At 66.2% G+C, this 16,816-nt stretch carries 20 protein-coding genes; 2 read left to right on the top strand and 18 right to left on the bottom strand.

Annotated elements, in window-relative coordinates; translation table 11 throughout:
- Positions 1-204: 204 nt before the first annotated feature.
- Positions 205-621 (top strand): hypothetical protein, encoded by a 417-nt coding sequence (locus ACT3UL_RS09850; protein WP_444578061.1) that lies wholly within the window; start codon positions 205-207, stop codon positions 619-621.
- A gap of 145 nt (positions 622-766) precedes the next feature.
- On the opposite strand, the gene rpsQ is transcribed toward ACT3UL_RS09850, so the two are convergent.
- The 14 genes from rpsQ to ngcE all read right to left on the bottom strand — a co-directional run bounded on the left by rpsQ (position 767) and on the right by ngcE (position 10,334).
- Positions 767-1,093 carry a 30S ribosomal protein S17 gene (gene rpsQ / locus ACT3UL_RS09845; protein ID WP_444578060.1) on the bottom strand — a complete coding sequence of 109 codons (327 nt, stop codon included), beginning with the start codon at positions 1,091-1,093 and terminating at the stop codon, positions 767-769.
- Positions 1,094-1,113: 20 nt separating this feature from the next.
- Positions 1,114-1,347 (bottom strand): 50S ribosomal protein L29, encoded by a 234-nt coding sequence (gene rpmC / locus ACT3UL_RS09840; protein WP_193116796.1) that lies wholly within the window; start codon positions 1,345-1,347, stop codon positions 1,114-1,116.
- Positions 1,347-1,766, bottom strand: a complete 420-nt coding sequence (gene rplP / locus ACT3UL_RS09835; RefSeq protein ID WP_444578059.1) for a 50S ribosomal protein L16 — start codon at positions 1,764-1,766, stop codon at positions 1,347-1,349. Before rplP ends, rpmC begins: the two co-directional genes overlap by 1 nt.
- Positions 1,767-1,771: 5 nt before the next feature.
- On the bottom strand, positions 1,772-2,629 hold the full coding sequence (gene rpsC, locus ACT3UL_RS09830; protein ID WP_444578058.1) for a 30S ribosomal protein S3: 858 nt from the start codon (positions 2,627-2,629) through the stop codon (positions 1,772-1,774).
- A 10-nt stretch (positions 2,630-2,639) separates the two neighbouring features.
- Positions 2,640-2,993 carry a 50S ribosomal protein L22 gene (gene rplV / locus ACT3UL_RS09825; RefSeq protein WP_193116793.1) on the bottom strand — a complete coding sequence of 118 codons (354 nt, stop codon included), beginning with the start codon at positions 2,991-2,993 and terminating at the stop codon, positions 2,640-2,642.
- Positions 2,994-3,046: 53 nt separating this feature from the next.
- Positions 3,047-3,328 carry a 30S ribosomal protein S19 gene (gene rpsS / locus ACT3UL_RS09820; RefSeq protein WP_096163286.1) on the bottom strand — a complete coding sequence of 94 codons (282 nt, stop codon included), beginning with the start codon at positions 3,326-3,328 and terminating at the stop codon, positions 3,047-3,049.
- 18 nt (positions 3,329-3,346) lie between these two features.
- Positions 3,347-4,183 carry a 50S ribosomal protein L2 gene (rplB, locus tag ACT3UL_RS09815; RefSeq protein WP_444578057.1) on the bottom strand — a complete coding sequence of 279 codons (837 nt, stop codon included), beginning with the start codon at positions 4,181-4,183 and terminating at the stop codon, positions 3,347-3,349.
- Between the two features lie 46 nt (positions 4,184-4,229).
- Positions 4,230-4,532, bottom strand: coding sequence for a 50S ribosomal protein L23 (gene rplW / locus ACT3UL_RS09810; RefSeq protein ID WP_193116791.1), 303 nt, complete (start codon positions 4,530-4,532; stop codon positions 4,230-4,232).
- On the bottom strand, positions 4,529-5,458 hold the full coding sequence (gene rplD / locus ACT3UL_RS09805) for a 50S ribosomal protein L4, sunset domain variant (protein ID WP_444578056.1): 930 nt from the start codon (positions 5,456-5,458) through the stop codon (positions 4,529-4,531). The genes rplW and rplD overlap by 4 nt, the downstream gene beginning before the upstream one ends.
- A gap of 5 nt (positions 5,459-5,463) precedes the next feature.
- Positions 5,464-6,144, bottom strand: a complete 681-nt coding sequence (gene rplC, locus ACT3UL_RS09800) for a 50S ribosomal protein L3 (protein ID WP_193116789.1) — start codon at positions 6,142-6,144, stop codon at positions 5,464-5,466.
- 11 nt (positions 6,145-6,155) lie between these two features.
- Positions 6,156-6,464: a 30S ribosomal protein S10 gene (gene rpsJ, locus ACT3UL_RS09795; protein WP_087484116.1), complete on the bottom strand. Its 309-nt coding sequence runs from the start codon at positions 6,462-6,464 to the stop codon at positions 6,156-6,158.
- 476 nt (positions 6,465-6,940) lie between these two features.
- On the bottom strand, positions 6,941-7,885 hold the full coding sequence (locus ACT3UL_RS09790) for a carbohydrate ABC transporter permease (RefSeq protein WP_444578055.1): 945 nt from the start codon (positions 7,883-7,885) through the stop codon (positions 6,941-6,943).
- A complete protein-coding gene (locus ACT3UL_RS09785) occupies positions 7,882-8,913 on the bottom strand; it encodes a carbohydrate ABC transporter permease (protein ID WP_444578054.1) in 1,032 nt (343 codons plus the stop codon). The genes ACT3UL_RS09790 and ACT3UL_RS09785 overlap by 4 nt, the downstream gene beginning before the upstream one ends.
- Positions 8,910-10,334: an N-acetylglucosamine/diacetylchitobiose ABC transporter substrate-binding protein gene (gene ngcE, locus ACT3UL_RS09780; RefSeq protein WP_444578053.1), complete on the bottom strand. Its 1,425-nt coding sequence runs from the start codon at positions 10,332-10,334 to the stop codon at positions 8,910-8,912. The genes ACT3UL_RS09785 and ngcE overlap by 4 nt, the downstream gene beginning before the upstream one ends.
- Positions 10,335-10,596: 262 nt before the next feature.
- Between ngcE and ACT3UL_RS09775 the strand changes: the two genes are divergently transcribed.
- Positions 10,597-11,487 carry a general stress protein gene (locus tag ACT3UL_RS09775; protein WP_444578052.1) on the top strand — a complete coding sequence of 297 codons (891 nt, stop codon included), beginning with the start codon at positions 10,597-10,599 and terminating at the stop codon, positions 11,485-11,487.
- Between the two features lie 419 nt (positions 11,488-11,906).
- On the opposite strand, the gene tuf is transcribed toward ACT3UL_RS09775, so the two are convergent.
- The 4 genes from tuf to rpsL form a co-directional block, all read right to left on the bottom strand.
- Positions 11,907-13,094: an elongation factor Tu gene (tuf, locus tag ACT3UL_RS09770; RefSeq protein ID WP_444578051.1), complete on the bottom strand. Its 1,188-nt coding sequence runs from the start codon at positions 13,092-13,094 to the stop codon at positions 11,907-11,909.
- Between the two features lie 128 nt (positions 13,095-13,222).
- Entirely contained in the window at positions 13,223-15,370 is a 2,148-nt protein-coding gene (gene fusA, locus ACT3UL_RS09765) for an elongation factor G (protein ID WP_444578050.1), read from the bottom strand.
- A 90-nt stretch (positions 15,371-15,460) separates the two neighbouring features.
- Positions 15,461-15,931, bottom strand: coding sequence for a 30S ribosomal protein S7 (rpsG, locus tag ACT3UL_RS09760; RefSeq protein WP_299298842.1), 471 nt, complete (start codon positions 15,929-15,931; stop codon positions 15,461-15,463).
- Entirely contained in the window at positions 15,931-16,305 is a 375-nt protein-coding gene (gene rpsL / locus ACT3UL_RS09755) for a 30S ribosomal protein S12 (protein ID WP_193116783.1), read from the bottom strand. The genes rpsG and rpsL overlap by 1 nt, the downstream gene beginning before the upstream one ends.
- Between the last annotated feature and the right edge of the window lie 511 nt (positions 16,306-16,816).

The raw sequence follows: 16,816 nt of genomic DNA, 5'->3' as shown, positions 1-16,816 counted from the left end.
ACGAGGAGGGATCTGGTGGTACCGGATCCTGTCACGGACTCCAGCTCCCGGGCACCCAGGGGCGCTCAGGGACAGTCGTCCGGCAACTGCTCAAGACTACGCGCTACCACGTGGCGGTGTCACCCTGCGAGGGGCATCAACCTGGTGTGTGCTTGCTCTCGTGACGGCCGAGATGACACAGGAGGAGCGCCTTAGACTCTGTCCATGATCGACATCGACGTCGCACGGCGACTCAAGGACGCAGGCCTCCCCTGGGAGCCCGCGGACGGGGACCTCTTCATGATCGACACCGAGCAGATGCGCGACAAGGCGTTCATGCTCTCCTCCATGGTGATCGAGCGCGGGCCGGGACTGGCCGGCGGACAGGTGTTCCGGTTCAACGGCACCACGGAATGGGCGCTGGACTCGATCGAGCAGCACGAGGCGCTGTGGATTCCGCGGGAGGACCAACTGCGCGCAGCACTGGGCACCGCGTTCCGCGGGCTCCGGCGGGAGGAGGACGGGGTCTTCATTGTCGTCCTCTCCCCCGCTGGTGGCGCAGCGCTCCGTGACATCCGTGCCCCGCAGGCGGAGGATGCCTACGCCGGGGCGCTGCTCGTGCACCTGACGCACCCCAGCTGAATCGTCCCGGTTCACGCACCTGCTGAGTCGTCCCGCCTCGCGCACCGTGGGCGAGAGATGCTCCGGGACGACCGAAGGGCCGGTCCTCCCCGTGGGGAGAACCGGCCCTTCGGACGATCCTGATGCGGTCACGAGGACCGCGGGCTCACTTGGCTCGCTCGGTGACCTCGACCAGACGCCACCGCTTGGAGGCGGACATCGGGCGGGTCTCCATGAGGACGACACGGTCGCCGATACCGGCGGTGTTCTCCTCGTCGTGGGCCTTGAACTTGCTGGTCTTGGTCGTGACCTTGCCGTACCGAGCGTGCTTCACACGCTCCTCGACCTCGACGACGATCGTCTTCTCCATCTTGTCGGAGACCACGAAGCCGCGAACGGTCTTGCGGTAGGGACGCTCGCTGGAGGACGCGTGCGCGCCTTCCTTGTCGAGCTCCTCGACGGCCGGGGTCTCGGCCTGGGTGTTCTCAGTCATCTCTGTTCCTCGCTTCGCGGTCACTCGGCGCTGCCGGGCGCCTGACGGATGCCCAGCTCGCGCTCGCGCAGGATCGTGTAGATCCGTGCGATGTCCTTCTTGACGGACCGCAGGCGGCCGGAGCTCTCGAGCTGTCCGGTGGCCGACTGGAAACGAAGCTTGAACAGCTCGTCCTTGGCCTTCGCCAGCTCCTCGACCAGCTTCGGATCGTCCAGCTTGTCGATTTCTTCGGCGGTGAGCTTGGTCGCTGCCATCAGATGTCACCACCCTCTCGGCTCAGAATGCGGCACTTCATGGGGAGCTTGTGCATCGCCAGGCGCAGAGCCTCGCGAGCAACCTCCTCTTCGACGCCGGCGATCTCGAACATAACGCGTCCCGGCTTGATATTGGCGATCCACCACTCGACCGAACCCTTACCAGAGCCCATGCGGACCTCGGCAGGCTTCTTGGTGAGAGGACGATCGGGGTAGATGTTGATGAACACCTTGCCGCCACGCTTCATGTAGCGGGTCATGGCGATACGTGCAGCCTCGATCTGGCGGTTGGTGACGTAGGCAGGCGCGAGCGCCTGGATGCCGTAGTCGCCGAACGCGAGATCGGTGCCGCCCTTGGCCATGCCGCTGCGGGTCGGGTGGTGCTGCTTGCGGTGCTTGGTCCTGCGGGGGATCAGCATGTCGCTCAGGCCTCCGTTCCGGACTGCTGGACGGGAGCGGAAGCCGGCTGCTCGGCGGGAGCTGCGGCAGGAGCGGCAGTCTGTGCTGCGCCCTCCGTGCTGCCGTCCCGACGTGCGGTGGCGTTGCGCTCGTTACGACGGCCACGCGGGCGCTCTGCACGCGGGCCGCCCCGTCCGCCGGAGCGGGGACCCTGCGAGGCGGCCTGCTGGGCCGCGAGCTCCTTGGCGGTGACGTCGCCCTTGTAGATCCACACCTTCACGCCGATACGGCCGAAGGCGGTCTTGGCCTCGTAGAAGCCATAATCGATGTTCGCACGGAGGGTGTGCAGCGGCACGCGTCCCTCACGATAGAACTCGCTACGGCTCATCTCGGCGCCACCGAGGCGACCGGAGACGGCCACTCGGATGCCCTTCGCACCGGCGCGCTGCGCGGACTGCATGCCCTTGCGCATCGCACGGCGGAAGGAGACACGGGCGGCGAGCTGCTCGGCGATGCCCTGAGCGACCAGCTGGGAATCGGCCTCGGGGTTCTTGACCTCGAGGATGTTCAGCTGGATCTGCTTACCGGTGAGCTTCTCCAGCGCACCGCGCAGACGCTCGGCCTCCGCGCCACGACGCCCGATGACGATGCCCGGGCGGGCGGTGTGGAGGTCGACGCGCACACGATCACGGGTGCGCTCGATCTCGACCTTCGAGATACCGGCTCGCTCCATGCCCTTGGACATGAGCTCGCGGATCGCGACGTCTTCCTTCACGTAGTCGCGGTAGCGCTGACCCTCCTTGGAGGAATCAGCGAACCACCGGCTGCTGTGCTCCGTCGTGATCCCGAGACGGAACCCATTCGGATTGACCTTCTGGCCCATACGGGACTCCTTACTTCTTCACGGGAGCGACGACCACGGTGACGTGGCTGCTGCGCTTCTTGATCTGGAAGGCTCGACCCTGTGCACGCGGCTGGAACCGCTTCATGGTCGGGCCTTCGTCGACGAATGCGGCAGAGACGGCGAGTTCGCGCTCATCGAAGCGCTCCCCTGCCTGATCTGCCTTCACCCGCGCGTTGGCGATCGCGGACTCGACGAGCTTTCGGACGGGCTCACTGGCGGCCTGCGGGGCGAACCGCAGAATGTCCAGTGCCTCGGCCGTGCTCTTGCCACGAATCAGGTCCACAACGCGGCGAGCCTTCATGGGCGACATGCGGAGATGCCGCACCTGCGCCTTGGCTTCCATTGCTGTCCTGCTTTCTTCTGGGTGTCGGGACGTGCTGTCGTGCTGACCTCAGGTCAGCGGCGACGGCCCTTTCTGTCGTCCTTCTCGTGGCCCTTGAAAGTCCGCGTGGGAGCGAACTCGCCGAGCTTGTGGCCGACCATCGACTCGGTGATGAACACCGTGACGTGCTTGCGACCGTCGTGCACTGCGAAGGTGTGGCCGAGGAAGTCCGGTGTGACCACCGAACGACGCGACCAGGTCTTGATCAGATTCTTGGTGCCCTTCTCGTTCTGGACATCCACCTTCTTCTGAAGGTGGTCGTCCACGAAGGGGCCCTTGGCGATACTGCGAGGCATAGTTCCTGATTCTCCCTATCAGCGCTTCTTGCCGGACCGACGACGGCGCACGATGAGCTTGTCGCTCTCCTTGCCCGGTCGACGGGTACGGCCCTCGGGCTGACCCCAGGGCGACACCGGATGACGACCACCGGAGGTGCGGCCTTCGCCGCCACCATGGGGGTGATCCACGGGGTTCATGACGACGCCACGCACGTGAGGGCGCTTGCCCTTCCAGCGCATGCGGCCGGCCTTGCCCCAGTTGATGTTGGACTGCTCGGCGTTGCCGACCTCGCCGATGGTCGCGCGGCAGCGCGCATCGACGTTGCGGATCTCGCCGGACGGCATGCGCAGCTGCGCATACGGACCTTCCTTGGCGACCAGCTGCACGGAGCTGCCGGCGCTTCGGGCGATCTTCGCGCCGCCACCGGGGCGGAGCTCGATCGCGTGGAGGACGGTACCGAGCGGGATGTTGCGCAGCGGCAGGTTGTTGCCGGGCTTGATGTCCGACCCTGCGCCGTTCTCGATCCAGTCACCCTGACGCAGCTTGGCCGGGGCGAGGATGTACCGCTTCTCGCCGTCGACGTAGTGCAGCAGCGCGATGCGCGCGGTGCGGTTGGGGTCGTACTCGATGTGAGCGACCTTGGCGTTGACGCCGTCCTTGTCGTGGCGACGGAAGTCGATCACGCGGTAGGCACGCTTGTGGCCACCGCCCCGGTGACGGGAGGTGATGCGACCGTTGTTGTTACGGCCGCCTGACTTGGACAGCGGGCGGACCAGCGACTTCTCCGGCGTCGACCGGGTGACCTCGACGAAGTCGGCGCCACTCGAGAAACGACGACCGGGCGTGGTCGGCTTGCTCTTACGAATTGCCATGTGGGATTCCCTCAGACTCTCTTCGGCTCCTCGGATATCGGCCGCCTCAGGCGACCGACCCTCCGAAGATGTCGATGGCTCCGTCAGTCAGGGTGACGATGGCGCGCTTCGTGTCGTTGCGCTTGCCGGTCCCGAAGCGCGTACGGCGCGACTTGCCCTGACGGTTGATCGTGTTCACCGAGGAGACCTTGACGTCGAAAATCGATTCGACGGCGATCTTGATCTCGGTCTTGTTGGCGCGGGCGTCCACCAGGAAGGTGTACTTGCCGTTGTCCATCAGCCCGTAGCTCTTCTCGGAGACAACCGGGGCCAGCAGGACGTCGCGGGGATCCTTGTTCAGTGAGGTCACTTCGAGTCCTCCTCGTCCGTCGAGGACTCCTTGACCGCGTTCGCGAACCCGGCGGCCTTGGCGGCCTCCTCGGTCGCGAACCAGACCTCAGCCTTGGTACGTCCGTACCACGGGGAATCCTCGGTGTGGAACTTCATCGAGTCCTGGTTGCCCTTGATGGTGAAGCCCTCGGGAGCGGAGCCGTCGGCCACGGGGGCCGCCGAACCTGCACCGTAGGGAGCATCGTCCACCGCAGCGGCCGGAGCGGCAGCAGCGGCCTTCGCCGTGGCGAAGGAGGAGGTGGGACGAGCCAGGGTTGCCTGGGCCACGAAGTCCTCGAGCGCACCGGAGGTGAAGACCACGTCGTCGGAACGCATGACGTCGTAGGTGTTCACCTGGTCCGCGTACAGGACGTGGGTGGCAGGCAGGTTGCGCGAGCTGAGCGCGCCCAGATCGTCGTCACGACGCACGACGACCAGCAGGTGCCGGCGGTCGGAGACGTAGGACAGGGTGACGCGCGCGGCCTTGGTGGACGCGACATCCCCGGTCAGCAGGGACGAGATCACGTGGATACGACCGTTGCGGGCCCGATCCGAGAGGGCTCCGCGCAGGGCGGCGGCCTTCATCTTCTTCGGGGTGCGCTGGCTGTAGTCGCGCGGCACGGGGCCGTGCACGACGCCACCACCGGCGAACTGCGGGGCGCGGAGGGAGCCCTGACGGGCACGACCGGTGCCCTTCTGCTTCCAGGGCTTCTTGCCGCCGCCACGCACCTCGGCGCGGGTCTTGGTCTTGTGGGTGCCCTGACGAGCGGCCGCCTGCTGGGCGACGACCACCTGGTGGATCAGGGGGACGCTGGTCTGCACGTCGAAGATCGACGCGGGCAGCTCGACGGTGCCGGACTTCTTACCGGCCGTATCGAGCACGTCGACAGTCAGATTCGCTGCCATCGGGCTCAGGCCTCCTTCGCGGGGCTCTTGACAGCCGAGCGGACGAGCACGAGGCCGCCCTTGGGGCCGGGAACGGCACCCTTGACGAGCACGAGGCCCTTCTCGACGTCGACCGCGTGAACGGTCAGGTTCTGGACACTGGTGCGGTCGCTGCCCATACGGCCAGCCATGCGCTGGCCCTTGAAGACGCGACCGGGGGTGGAGGCGCCACCGATGGAACCGGGCTTGCGGTGGTTGCGATGCGCACCATGGGAGGCGCCGACACCGGCGAACCCGTGGCGCTTCATGACGCCCGCGGTGCCCTTGCCCTTGGAGGTGCCGACGACGTCGACCTTCTGGCCGGACTCGAAGACCGACGCGTCGATCTCCTGTCCCAGCGAGTAGTCAGCGGCGTTGCCGGTGCGCAGCTCGACGAGGTGACGGCGAGGGGTCACGCCGGCCTTCTCGAAGTGGCCGCGGAGCGGGCCCGACACCTTGCGCGGATCGATCTGCCCGTAGGCGATCTGCACGGCGTCGTAGCCGTCGGTCTCGATGGACCGGATCTGGGTCACGACGTTGGCACCGGTCTGCACGACGGTCACGGGAACGAGCTTTCCGTTCTCGTCCCAGACCTGGGTCATGCCGAGCTTGGTGCCGAGCACGCCGGACACCGGACGGGCCTTCTGGCCGGTCAGTTCGTTGCTCATGTCCACCTGCCTCAGAGCTTGATCTCGATGTTGACATCCGCAGGCAGATCGAGGCGCATGAGCGAGTCCACAGCCTTGGGCGTGGGATCGACGATGTCGATCAGTCGCTTGTGCGTGCGCATCTCGAAATGCTCACGGGAGTCCTTGTACTTGTGGGGAGAACGGATCACACAGAACACGTTCTTCTCCGTCGGCAGCGGCACCGGGCCCACAACAGTCGCGCCCGCGCTGGTGACCGTGTCCACGATCTTGCGCGCAGAGGTGTCGATCACCTCGTGGTCGTACGACTTGAGCCGGATGCGGATCTTCTGTCCCGCCATGGCGTCCTGTCTCTCTTTCGTCTGGCATGGATACAACCGATCCCCGGTACCCGAGGACGGGCGTGTCGGCCTCTGCGGGGCACACGAGCCCAGCTTTCGGCCGCCGAGAATCGGCTGGTTCTGCAACTGTTCCCTCGTATCGATGCGCAATCTCTGCCAGAGGCAGAGTTCGCATCCTCGGGATGGACCTCATCCGGTGATCATTCGCCGCAGGTCGGAGACCTACGGAGAACGGAACCGGGCATGTCGGTCCGCGCAGACAACTCGTCTAGTCTGCCAGACGCCCCAGTACCCCACAAGAGGACCCCGGGTGCACCCGGTCACAGAACACGGTGAGACCGGTTGTCACCACTGCCCTTCCGTGTCCGCGCGGGAGCCCGCCCGGCCGGCCCGTGCGGGTCCGCACCGGCCGGCGCCGACCGGCACTGGCCCGCAGGGCCCAGCGCAGGCCCGCGCCGGCCCCTGGACGCCCCGGATCACTTGTTCGTGCTGGGACCGACCCCGCCCTGCAGCTGGCGCTGGAAGACCACGTACACCACGATCACCGGGATCACGGTGATCACCACCGAGGCGAACATCCCTCCCCAGTCGACCTTGTAGCCCTGCTGCGCCTGCAGGTTCACGAGCCCCTGGGCGAGCACGTAGTTGCGTCGGTCGGTGTTGAGGACCAAAGGCAGCAGGTATTGGTTCCACAAGCCCAGGAAGTTGAAGATGGCGAGCGAGGCGAGGCCCGGCTTCGCCATCGGCAGCATCACCTGGAAGAAGGTGCGGAAGTCGCCGGCGCCGTCGATGGCCGCCGCCTCGCCGATCTCCTCCGGCAGGCTCGCGAAGAACGAGTGCAGGAAGAACACCGTGAACGGCAGCGCGAAGGCGACATAGGACAGGGTCACCCCCACGAGCCCCATACGCCCCTCGAGCAGGCCCATGTTCCGCAGCACGAAGAACAGCGGGACCACCGCGAGGAAGATCGGGAACGTGAGGCCAGCGACCATTCCGAAGTAGATCACCCGGTTCCCGGGGAAGCGGTACCGGGCCAGGATGTACGCGCACATCGCGCCCAGCAGCATCACGATGATCAGCGCGGAGCCGACCACGATCAGCGTATTCGCGAAGTACTGGCCGATCTTGGCCTCGGTCCACGCCCGGGAGTAGTTCTCGAGCTGCGGCTCGGCCGGCAGGCCGAAGGGATCCGTGAGGATCTCCTGCGAGGTCTTGAACGAGGTGTAGACGGTCCACAGCAGGGGCAAGATCACCAGCAGCGCCCAGATGCTGAGGATGATGTGGTGGAGGGCCGAGTATCCCCGTCCCTCGCTGCTGCGGGGGCGGCTCGCGCGGCTCCCGCCGCGTCGTTGACCGGTGGCGGCGGCCTCGGCGGGCTGGTCCGCGTGCCCAGTGCCGGGACGCGTGGTGGTCGGGTTCATCGTTCGTCCTTCCGGGGTCGCCCGACGGTGATGACCAGGACGGCCACCAGCATCGTCACGATCGCCATGATCACGCCCATCGCGCTCGCCTCGCCGAAGCGGCCGTCGCGGAACGCGGTCTGGTACAGGTGCAGGGACACGACCTTCGTGCTGTTGCCGGTCCCTCCGTTGGGTGTCATCACAGAGATGAAGGTGAAGGCGTCCAGAGCGAAGATGCCGATGTAGACGACGGCGGTGGAGATGTTGTCCCGCACCATCGGGGCGACGACCTGGACAGCGGTGCGCAGCCGCCCGGCGCCGTCGATGCGAGCGGCCTCGAGGACCTCGGACGGGATCGACTTGATCGACGCGACGAACAGCACCATGTAGAAGCCGACGAAGGTCCAGATCATCGCGAAGGCCACCGCGGCCAGGGCGAAGCGCTGATCGCCGAGCCAGGCGTTGTGGATCTCAGGGACCGGCCCGAGCCCGAGCAGTCCGATGACCGCGTTGACGGCGCCCACCACGAGGTTGAGGAACCCGTTCAGCAGGCCACCACCGGGGTGGTAGATGAAGTTGAACAGGATGCCCGTGATGACGGCCGGAACGGCATAGGGGAAGAAGCTGATGACCCGATAGAACCCGGCGCCGCGGACACCACGCACTCCGCCCTGGGTGTTCCCGCCGATGGTCACCATGACCGCGAGCGCGAAGGAGAGCGTGATCGTGATCGTGGGCAGGATGACCAGGAGGATCAGGTTGTTGCGCAGCGACTTCCAGAAGACGGCGTCGCCGAAGATCCGCTCGTAGTTGTCCAGTCCGATGAAGTCCATCGACGGGCTGAGGCCCGACCAGTTCGTCAGGGAGTAGTAGAACGACTGCAGGAACGGTGAGACGACGAACATCAGGTAGACGACGAGCGGAAGCCCCAGGAACACCAGGAAGAACAGCATCCGCTCCAGGGAGGGCCGACGACGGCGGCGGCGCACGACCGGAGTGGTCGTGGCCGCCGCCTCGTCGTGCCCGACGAAGGTATCGGGAGAGGTCATGAACCAGCCTTGAACTTCGTGATCGAGTCGTCCTCCCGAACGGCGTCGATCATGGCCTGCTGCTCCTCGGAGAGGGTTGCTGAATCGATGTCGCCCTTGAGGAACTTCGTCCAGCTGGTGATCGAGTCGGCGCCCAGGCCGTACCAATCGGAGAAGTTGTAGGTGAAGGTGTTGTCGCCTCCCGCAGTGATCATCGCGTTCACCGAGGCGAGCGCGGTGGAGCCGAAGCCGTCCTCGGGCACGGTGTCCTTGATGACTGAGGGGGCCTTGGTGAGCTCCGCGAAGTTCTTCGCCTGCTCCTTGGAGAGCATCACGCGCAGGAATTCGGCGCCGCCGGTGGGGTTCTCGCCACCGGAGGGGACGAAGTACTGCTCCGCCGCGGTGCCGTGGAAGGCCTCGTACGGCATCGTGCTGTCCGGGAGGGACGGGACCGGCGCGCCGGTCATGGCATAGCCCTCGGGCGTGACGTCGGCCTGCTCGTTCTCGATCCAGGAACCGGAGGGGTAGAACACCGATTTGCCCTGCACCCAGTTGGTCTGCGCATCGGTGTGCTTGATGCCTTCGCCGCCGGGCTCGAAGTAGCCGGCCTCGACGGCCGCGGCCACCGCATCGAACGCCTGGATGACGGCGTCCTGCTCAAACGCGCCCTCCTCGAGGTTGTCGATCTTCGTGAGCACCTCGGGGCCGCCCAGCTTGGCGGCCATGGACAGGGCCATCTCCTGGTAGTAGTTCGAGGCGTTCTGGCCGCCGTAGGAGAACAGGTAGCGTCCCTCCCCCTTGACCTCTTCTCCGAGGGTCATGAGGTCGTCCCAGGTCTCCGGGACCGTCCAGCCCTTCTCCTCGAACTCCTTGGCGGAGTACCAGAGTGCGAAGACCGTGTAGACGTAGTTCATCCCGAGGAACTTGCCGTCGAACATGCCTGGAGAGGTGACGCCGGGCAGCAAGTTCTCCTCGATCGTTCCCTCGCCGTCGACCATCGGGGCGGCGAGGAGATCGCCGAGGTCCGCGAGCTGGTCGATCAGCCCATCGATCGAGAGCTTCTGGGCGCCGGAGTTGTCGAAGACATCCGGCGGGGTGCCCCCGGCGAACTGGGGCTGGAGGTCGGGCTGGATGTTGACGGTCGCGTCGACGGTGACCTTGGACTCCGTGTAGATCTCCTCGTACTTCGTCCCAGCGTCCTCGGCATATTTGGTGCCATAGCCGCCATCGAAGATCACGGCCTTCACAGGCAGGGTCCCGTCCACACCCAGAGGGTTCTCCTCGGAGGTCTCCCCCTCGCCGGTGACGGAACCACCCCCCTCCTTCTCCTCCCCGCCACCGCCGCCACCGGCGCAGGCGGCGAGCATCGAGGCGCCGGCGCCTGCTCCCGCGATCGCCAGGAAGTGGCGGCGTGACGCACCGATCCGCTCGAGCGGAGTCATGTCATCAGCAGAAGTTCCCATCAGATTCCTCTTTCGTCTTCGTCGTCGAAAAGGCGGTGTCAACACTGACGTCGTCCCATCGGACGACTGCGTATTCACCCTACGTGGTGGACACTTCGAATTCGAACACTTGACTGCCCCTCCCGGTCACGAGGCGATGACGAGTCGTAGACGCAGAGGAGCCGGTCCGGGCCAGGCGACTCCCACGATTCGTCCGGCAGGCGCCCAGCAGGTTCCGGGTCTGCTGGATTACGGTGGGTCCATGACCCAGCCACGTCACCCCGCCTCGCCTCTGACCGCGCGCCTGTACGACTTGGAGTACCCGCGCTCACTCGGCGTCTACAGCACGTACCAAGAGGTGCAGGCTGTCGTCGACACCCTGGCGGACAACCACTTCCCCGTGCAGAGCACCTTGATCGTCGGCACGGACCTCAAGCTCATGGAGCGCGTCACCGGGCGGAAGACCTGGGGCCGCGTCGTCGGACAGGGCGCGCTCTCGGGCCTGTGGATGGGTTTGTTCCTGGGCCTGCTGCTGATGCTGATCACCCCGAGCAACCTCATGGTCGTGCTCACGAGCGTGCTGATGGGCATCGTGTTCTTCACGGTCTGGGCGCTCATCGGCTACGCCATGACCGGCGGCAAGCGCGACTTCACCTCGATGACCTCGACGATCCCGATGCAGTACGAGCTGCTGGTCGAGCACAAGCATGCCGACGAGGCGCGTCGCCTCCTCGTCGAGACCGGCGCCGCCCCGGCGGTCACGCCGCACTCCCCCAGCACCCAGCTGCCGGGCCACGGGGTCCCGAGCGGATATCCCGGCCCCTCACAGACCGGCCCGTCGCAGCCGAACGCCTCGTACGGGACACCGCCCGCCTACGGAGAGAACCAGTTCTCGCAGCACCGGCCGACGTCCGGCGCCCCCCAGGCTCCGTCCGCGCTGTCGAACTCACAGCGTCCGTCGCGTCCCACCTACGGGAAGCCGGTCGACTCTGCGCCCCAGCCCGCCGCGAGCGACACGCCCTCCCGCAGCGGACGGCCCGCCTTCGGTCGTCCCGCCGACGCAGCGCTCTACGAGGGCTCACCCACCCCGGGAGAGGCTCAGCGTCCTGAGCAGCGCGGGGACGACCAGAACACCGAGGGCAGAACCCGCTGAACGCTCCGCACAGGGCAACGGCCCCCGTCGGCATCGAAGGTGCCTGCCCTGTCGGCACCGGAGGTGCCTGACACCGACCGTGGCCGCCTCCGGCGCCTGGCCGGTCCCGAAAGGCCCCCGTCCGCTCGTTGAGCGGGCGGGGGCCTTTCGGGCACTGGGGCGTCGGCGCGCAGCAGCGTCACCGCCCTCCCTCACCGCATCCAGGCCGTGCGGCACAGACCTCTGTCGCACCAGACGGTCTGCAGGCGGTCTGCGGCACCGGGCGGTATGCGGGCGGAGCCCATGCCGGTCCCTGCACCTGTCTGTACTGTCCGGGAACAGACGAAGGCCCCGACCCGGTGAACCCGGGTCGGGGCCTTCTGGCTGCTCAGCGTCCGCTCGGCGAACGCTTCACCGCTGCGGGGTCGCCCCCGCTGAGATCACTTGATGATCTTGGTGACGCGGCCTGAGCCCACGGTGCGGCCACCCTCACGGATGGCGAAGCCGAGGCCCTCCTCCATGGCGATCGGCTGGATCAGCTCGACCGTCATCTCGGTGTTGTCGCCGGGCATGACCATCTCGGTGCCCTCGGGCAGCTCGATGACGCCGGTGACGTCGGTGGTCCGGAAGTAGAACTGCGGACGGTAGTTCGAGTAGAACGGGTTGTGACGGCCACCCTCGTCCTTGGACAGGATGTAGACCTGGCCCTCGAAGTTCGTGTGCGGGGTGATGGTGCCGGGCTTGGCCACGACCTGGCCGCGCTCGACGTCCTCACGCTTGGTGCCACGAAGGAGGAGGCCGCAGTTCTCGCCGGCCCACGCCTCGTCCATCTGCTTGTGGAACATCTCGATGCCCGTGACGATCGTCTTCTGGGGCGCACGGATGCCGAGGATCTCGATCTCCGAGTTGATCGACAGCTTGCCGCGGTCGACCTTGCCGGTGACGACGGTGCCACGACCCTGGATCGTGAAGACGTCCTCGATCGGCATGAGGAAGGGCTGGTCGAGATCGCGGACGGGGTCCGGGATCTTCTCGTCCACAGCCTCCATGAGCTCTTCGATCTTCTTGACCCACTTCTCATCGCCCTCGAGGGCCTTGAGAGCGGAGACCTGGATGACGGGTGCATCCTCGTCGAAGCCCTGAGCGCCCAGCATCTCGCGGACCTCCATCTCGACGAGCTCGAGGATCTCCTCGTCGTCGACCATGTCGGACTTGTTGAGAGCTGCGAGCAGGTACGGAACGCCGACCTGCTTGGCGAGCAGGACGTGCTCACGGGTCTGAGCCATCGGGCCGTCGGTGGCGGCGACCACGAGGATCGCGCCGTCCATCTGCGCCGCGCCGGTGATCATGTTCTTGACGTAGTCGGCGTGACCGGGGGCATCGACGTGCGCGTAGTGGCGCTTGTCGGTCTCGTACTCGATGTGCGAGACGTTGATCGTGATGCCGCGCTGCTTCTCCTCGGGCGCGTTATCGATCGTGTCGAAGTCGCGCTTCTGGTTGATCTCGGGGAACTTGTCGTACAGAACCTTCGAGATCGCGGCGCTCAGCGTCGTCTTGCCATGGTCGACGTGACCGATGGTGCCGATGTTGACGTGCGGCTTGGTCCGCTCGAACTTGGCCTTGGCCATGATGGTGTCCTCCTAGGACTTCTAATCGTGGTACTTCTTGGATCGGGATCGGATCCCCTCCCGAGTGGGAAGGAGGCCGATGGAGAAGAGGGGGAACAGGAGAAGGATCCTACCTGCTCCCCCATGTCTCACTCGCCCCGGGTCTTGGCGACGATCTCCTCAGCAATGCTGGAGGGGACCTCCGCGTAGCTGTCGAACTGCATCGTGTACATCGCACGACCCTGGGTCTTGGACCGCAGGTCGCCGACGTATCCGAACATCTCGGACAGCGGGACGAGAGCACGGACGATCTTCGCTCCGCTCGCGTCCTCCATCGACTGGATCTGACCGCGCCGCGAGTTCAGATCGCCGATGACATCTCCCATGTACTCCTCCGGAGTGCGGACCTCGACGTCCATGAGCGGCTCGAGGATGACCGGCTGCGCCTTGCGCAGGGCTTCCTTGGCCGCCATGGAGCCGGCGATCTTGAACGCCATCTCCGAGGAGTCGACGTCATGGTAGGCGCCGTCAAGGAGCGAGGCCTTGACGTTGACCACCGGGTAACCGGCGAGGATGCCGGACTGCAGAGCAGTCTGGATGCCCGCGTCCACGCTCGGGATGTACTCGCGCGGGATGCGGCCGCCGGTGACCTTGTTCTCGAACTCGTAGAACACGCCGTCCTCGGCATCGGTCAGCGGACCGAAGGTGACCTGGATCTTCGCGAACTGGCCGGAGCCACCGGTCTGCTTCTTGTGGGTGAAGTCGTACTTCTCCACAGTCCGCTTGATCGTCTCGCGGTACGCCACCTGGGGCTTGCCGATGTTGGCCTCGACGTTGAACTCGCGACGCATGCGGTCCACGAGGATGTCGAGGTGCAGCTCGCCCATGCCCTTGATGACGGTCTGACCGGTCTCCTCGTCGAACTCGACCTGGAAGGTCGGGTCCTCCTTGGCGAGCTTCTGGATGGCGACGCCCAGCTTCTCCTGGTCACTCTTGGTCTTCGGCTCGATGGCCACCGAGATGACCGGCTCCGGGAAGCTCATGGACTCCAGCTGAACCGGGTTCGCCGGATCGGCGAGCGTGTCGCCCGTCGTGGTGTCCTTGAGACCGATGAAGGCGTAGATATGGCCCGCGAAGGCCTCCTCCACCGGGTTCTCCTTGTTGGAGTGCATCTGGAAGAGCTTGCCGACGCGCTCCTTCTTGCCGGTCGTGACGTTCAGGATCTGATCGCCCTGCTTCACCTGACCGGAGTAGACGCGCACGTAGGTCAGCGACCCGAAGAACGCATGCGCGGCGACCTTGAAGGCGAGCGCCGAGAAGGGCTCGTCCCAGTCGGGCTTCCGGATGATCTCCGTGTCCTCGTCGCCCGGCTTGTGACCCACCATCGGGGGCACGTCGAGGGGCGAGGGAAGGTAGTCGACGACGCCGTTGAGCATGAGCTGGACGCCCTTGTTCTTGAACGCGGTGCCGCAGAAGACCGGGTAGGCCTCCGAGTTGACGGTCAGTGCACGGATGCCGCTCTTGAGCTGCTCGAGGGTGAGGTCACCCTCCTCGAGGTATGCCTCCATGAGCTCCTCGGAGCTCTCGGCGACATCCTCGACCAGCTTGGCGCGGTACTCGTCGACCGTGTCCTGGAGGTCAGCGGGGATCGGGATCTCCCGCTGCCACTGGCCCAGGGACGGATCACCCTTCTTCGAGTTGATCGCCGGCATGTCCTCTTCGAGGGTCTCGGGCCAGTCGAAGGCCTTCATCTCGACGAGGTCGACGATGCCGTTGAACTCGTGCTCTGCACCGATCGGGACCTGCATGACCAGCGGCTTCGCGCCGAGGCGGTCCTCGATCGTCTTCACGGTGAAGAAGAAGTCGGCGCCCAGCTTGTCCATCTTGTTGACGAAGCAGATGCGGGGCACGTCGTACTTGTCGGCCTGGCGCCAGACGGTCTCCGACTGGGGCTCCACGCCCTCCTTGCCGTCGAACACCGCGACAGCGCCATCGAGCACGCGCAGCGAGCGCTCCACCTCGACGGTGAAGTCGACGTGGCCGGGGGTGTCGATGATGTTGATCTGGCTGTCGTGCCAGTAGCAGGTCGTCGCGGCGGACGTGATGGTGATGCCGCGCTCCTTCTCCTGCTCCATCCAGTCCATCGTGCCGGCGCCGTCATGGGTCTCGCCCATCTTGTAGTTCACGCCGGTGTAGAAGAGGATGCGCTCGGTCGTCGTGGTTTTGCCGGCATCGATGTGAGCCATGATGCCGATATTGCGGACCTTGTTCAGATCGCTGAGCACTGCAAGTGCCACTGGCTTGTGCCTTTCTGGAGAACGGGAGCTGGTCGAGGTGCCGGAGGGCGGTCGGTGGGGCCTGCCCGGAGAGGAAGGCCCCACCGGAACTCACCAGCGGTAGTGCGCGAAGGCCCGGTTGGACTCGGCCATCTTGTGGGTGTCCTCGCGGCGCTTCACAGCGGCACCGAGGCCGTTGGACGCGTCGAGGATCTCGTTCATCAGACGCTCGGTCATCGTGTTCTCGCGACGGGCGCGCGAGTAGCTGACCAGCCAGCGCAGCGCCAGCGTGGTGGAGCGGCCCGGCTTGACCTCGATCGGGACCTGGTAGGTCGCGCCGCCGACTCGGCGGGAGCGGACCTCGAGGCTCGGACGGATGTTGTCCAGGGCCTTCTTCAGGGTGACGACCGGATCCTGGCCGTTCTTCTCACGGGCGCCCTCGAGCGCGCCGTAGACGATGCCCTCGGCGACGGTCTTCTTGCCGTCGAGGAGGATCTTGTTGATGAGCTGCGTGACGATCGGCGAACCGAAGACGGGGTCGACGGCCAGCGGGCGCTTGGGAGCGGGGCCCTTACGAGGCATTACTTCTTCTCCTTCTTGGCGCCGTAGAGCGAACGAGCCTGCTTGCGGCCCTTCACGGACTGGGTGTCGAGTGCGCCTCGGACGATCTTGTAGCGCACACCGGGGAGGTCCTTCACACGACCGCCGCGGACGAGCACGATGGAGTGCTCCTGGAGGTTGTGGCCCTCGCCGGGGATGTACGCGGTGACCTCGACGCCGGTGGAGAGGCGAACACGCGCGATCTTGCGCAGCGCGGAGTTCGGCTTCTTGGGGGTCTGGGTGTAGACGCGCGTGCAGACACCACGGCGCTGGGGCGAACCCTTGAGCGCGGGCGTCTTGGAGGAGGACGAACGAGCGTCCCGCCCCTTGCGCACCAACTGCTGAATAGTGGGCACAGCTTCTCTTCCTGTTCAGCCACCGGAGCTGTTGGCTCCGACGGATCAACTTCTTCGACCGCTCTCACGGCCGGCGACCCGATGCACCGTCCCCATGGCCCGGGAATATCGGCAGATCGACCCGCCCGTCAGGTGATGGCACCTGCCGGGCGTCCAGGAGGACCGTGATCGGTGCCCGTGGTCGGGGCCGGGCATGGCCGCCGGTTCCACATTCGGGCACACCGCGAGGATCCGCTCCTCGCGGGGGACGCCGTCCGCGGCCGCCCCGGAGGGCATTCGCGGATCTTGTCCCGGGTCACGACCAGAGGGCACTCCGGACGCACTCGCAGTCTACTGACGGCTGTGGTACGCGGTCAAAGCTTCTTCCACGTTCCGACGCAGATCACATGTCGGTCTGTGACGGCAGTCGCCCTGTCGTCGTGCTGCGAGCGCGGCCAGCGCCCTCCGCCCAGCACGACGCGAGCGCGCCGTGGAGATCCACGGCGCGCTCGACGCACTGGTCGGACGGGAG

The sequence above is a fragment of the Brachybacterium sp. 107 genome (genome assembly GCF_052379725.1).
Lineage (GTDB): Bacteria > Actinomycetota > Actinomycetes > Actinomycetales > Dermabacteraceae > Brachybacterium.
This window is presented reverse-complemented; position numbering and strand designations above follow the sequence as displayed.

Coding starts and splice junctions, on each gene's coding strand:
- ACT3UL_RS09850 (WP_444578061.1), top strand. CDS start 205: ATGATCGACATCGACGTCGCACGGCGACTCAAGGACGCAGGCCTCCCC.
- rpsQ (WP_444578060.1), bottom strand. CDS start 1,093: ATGACTGAGAACACCCAGGCCGAGACCCCGGCCGTCGAGGAGCTCGAC.
- rpmC (WP_193116796.1), bottom strand. CDS start 1,347: ATGGCAGCGACCAAGCTCACCGCCGAAGAAATCGACAAGCTGGACGAT.
- rplP (WP_444578059.1), bottom strand. CDS start 1,766: ATGCTGATCCCCCGCAGGACCAAGCACCGCAAGCAGCACCACCCGACC.
- rpsC (WP_444578058.1), bottom strand. CDS start 2,629: ATGGGCCAGAAGGTCAATCCGAATGGGTTCCGTCTCGGGATCACGACG.
- rplV (WP_193116793.1), bottom strand. CDS start 2,993: ATGGAAGCCAAGGCGCAGGTGCGGCATCTCCGCATGTCGCCCATGAAG.
- rpsS (WP_096163286.1), bottom strand. CDS start 3,328: ATGCCTCGCAGTATCGCCAAGGGCCCCTTCGTGGACGACCACCTTCAG.
- rplB (WP_444578057.1), bottom strand. CDS start 4,183: ATGGCAATTCGTAAGAGCAAGCCGACCACGCCCGGTCGTCGTTTCTCG.
- rplD (WP_444578056.1), bottom strand. CDS start 5,458: ATGGCAGCGAATCTGACTGTCGACGTGCTCGATACGGCCGGTAAGAAG.
- rplC (WP_193116789.1), bottom strand. CDS start 6,144: ATGAGCAACGAACTGACCGGCCAGAAGGCCCGTCCGGTGTCCGGCGTG.
- rpsJ (WP_087484116.1), bottom strand. CDS start 6,464: ATGGCGGGACAGAAGATCCGCATCCGGCTCAAGTCGTACGACCACGAG.
- ACT3UL_RS09790 (WP_444578055.1), bottom strand. CDS start 7,885: ATGAACCCGACCACCACGCGTCCCGGCACTGGGCACGCGGACCAGCCC.
- ACT3UL_RS09785 (WP_444578054.1), bottom strand. CDS start 8,913: ATGACCTCTCCCGATACCTTCGTCGGGCACGACGAGGCGGCGGCCACG.
- ngcE (WP_444578053.1), bottom strand. CDS start 10,334: ATGACTCCGCTCGAGCGGATCGGTGCGTCACGCCGCCACTTCCTGGCG.
- ACT3UL_RS09775 (WP_444578052.1), top strand. CDS start 10,597: ATGACCCAGCCACGTCACCCCGCCTCGCCTCTGACCGCGCGCCTGTAC.
- tuf (WP_444578051.1), bottom strand. CDS start 13,094: ATGGCCAAGGCCAAGTTCGAGCGGACCAAGCCGCACGTCAACATCGGC.
- rpsG (WP_299298842.1), bottom strand. CDS start 15,931: ATGCCTCGTAAGGGCCCCGCTCCCAAGCGCCCGCTGGCCGTCGACCCC.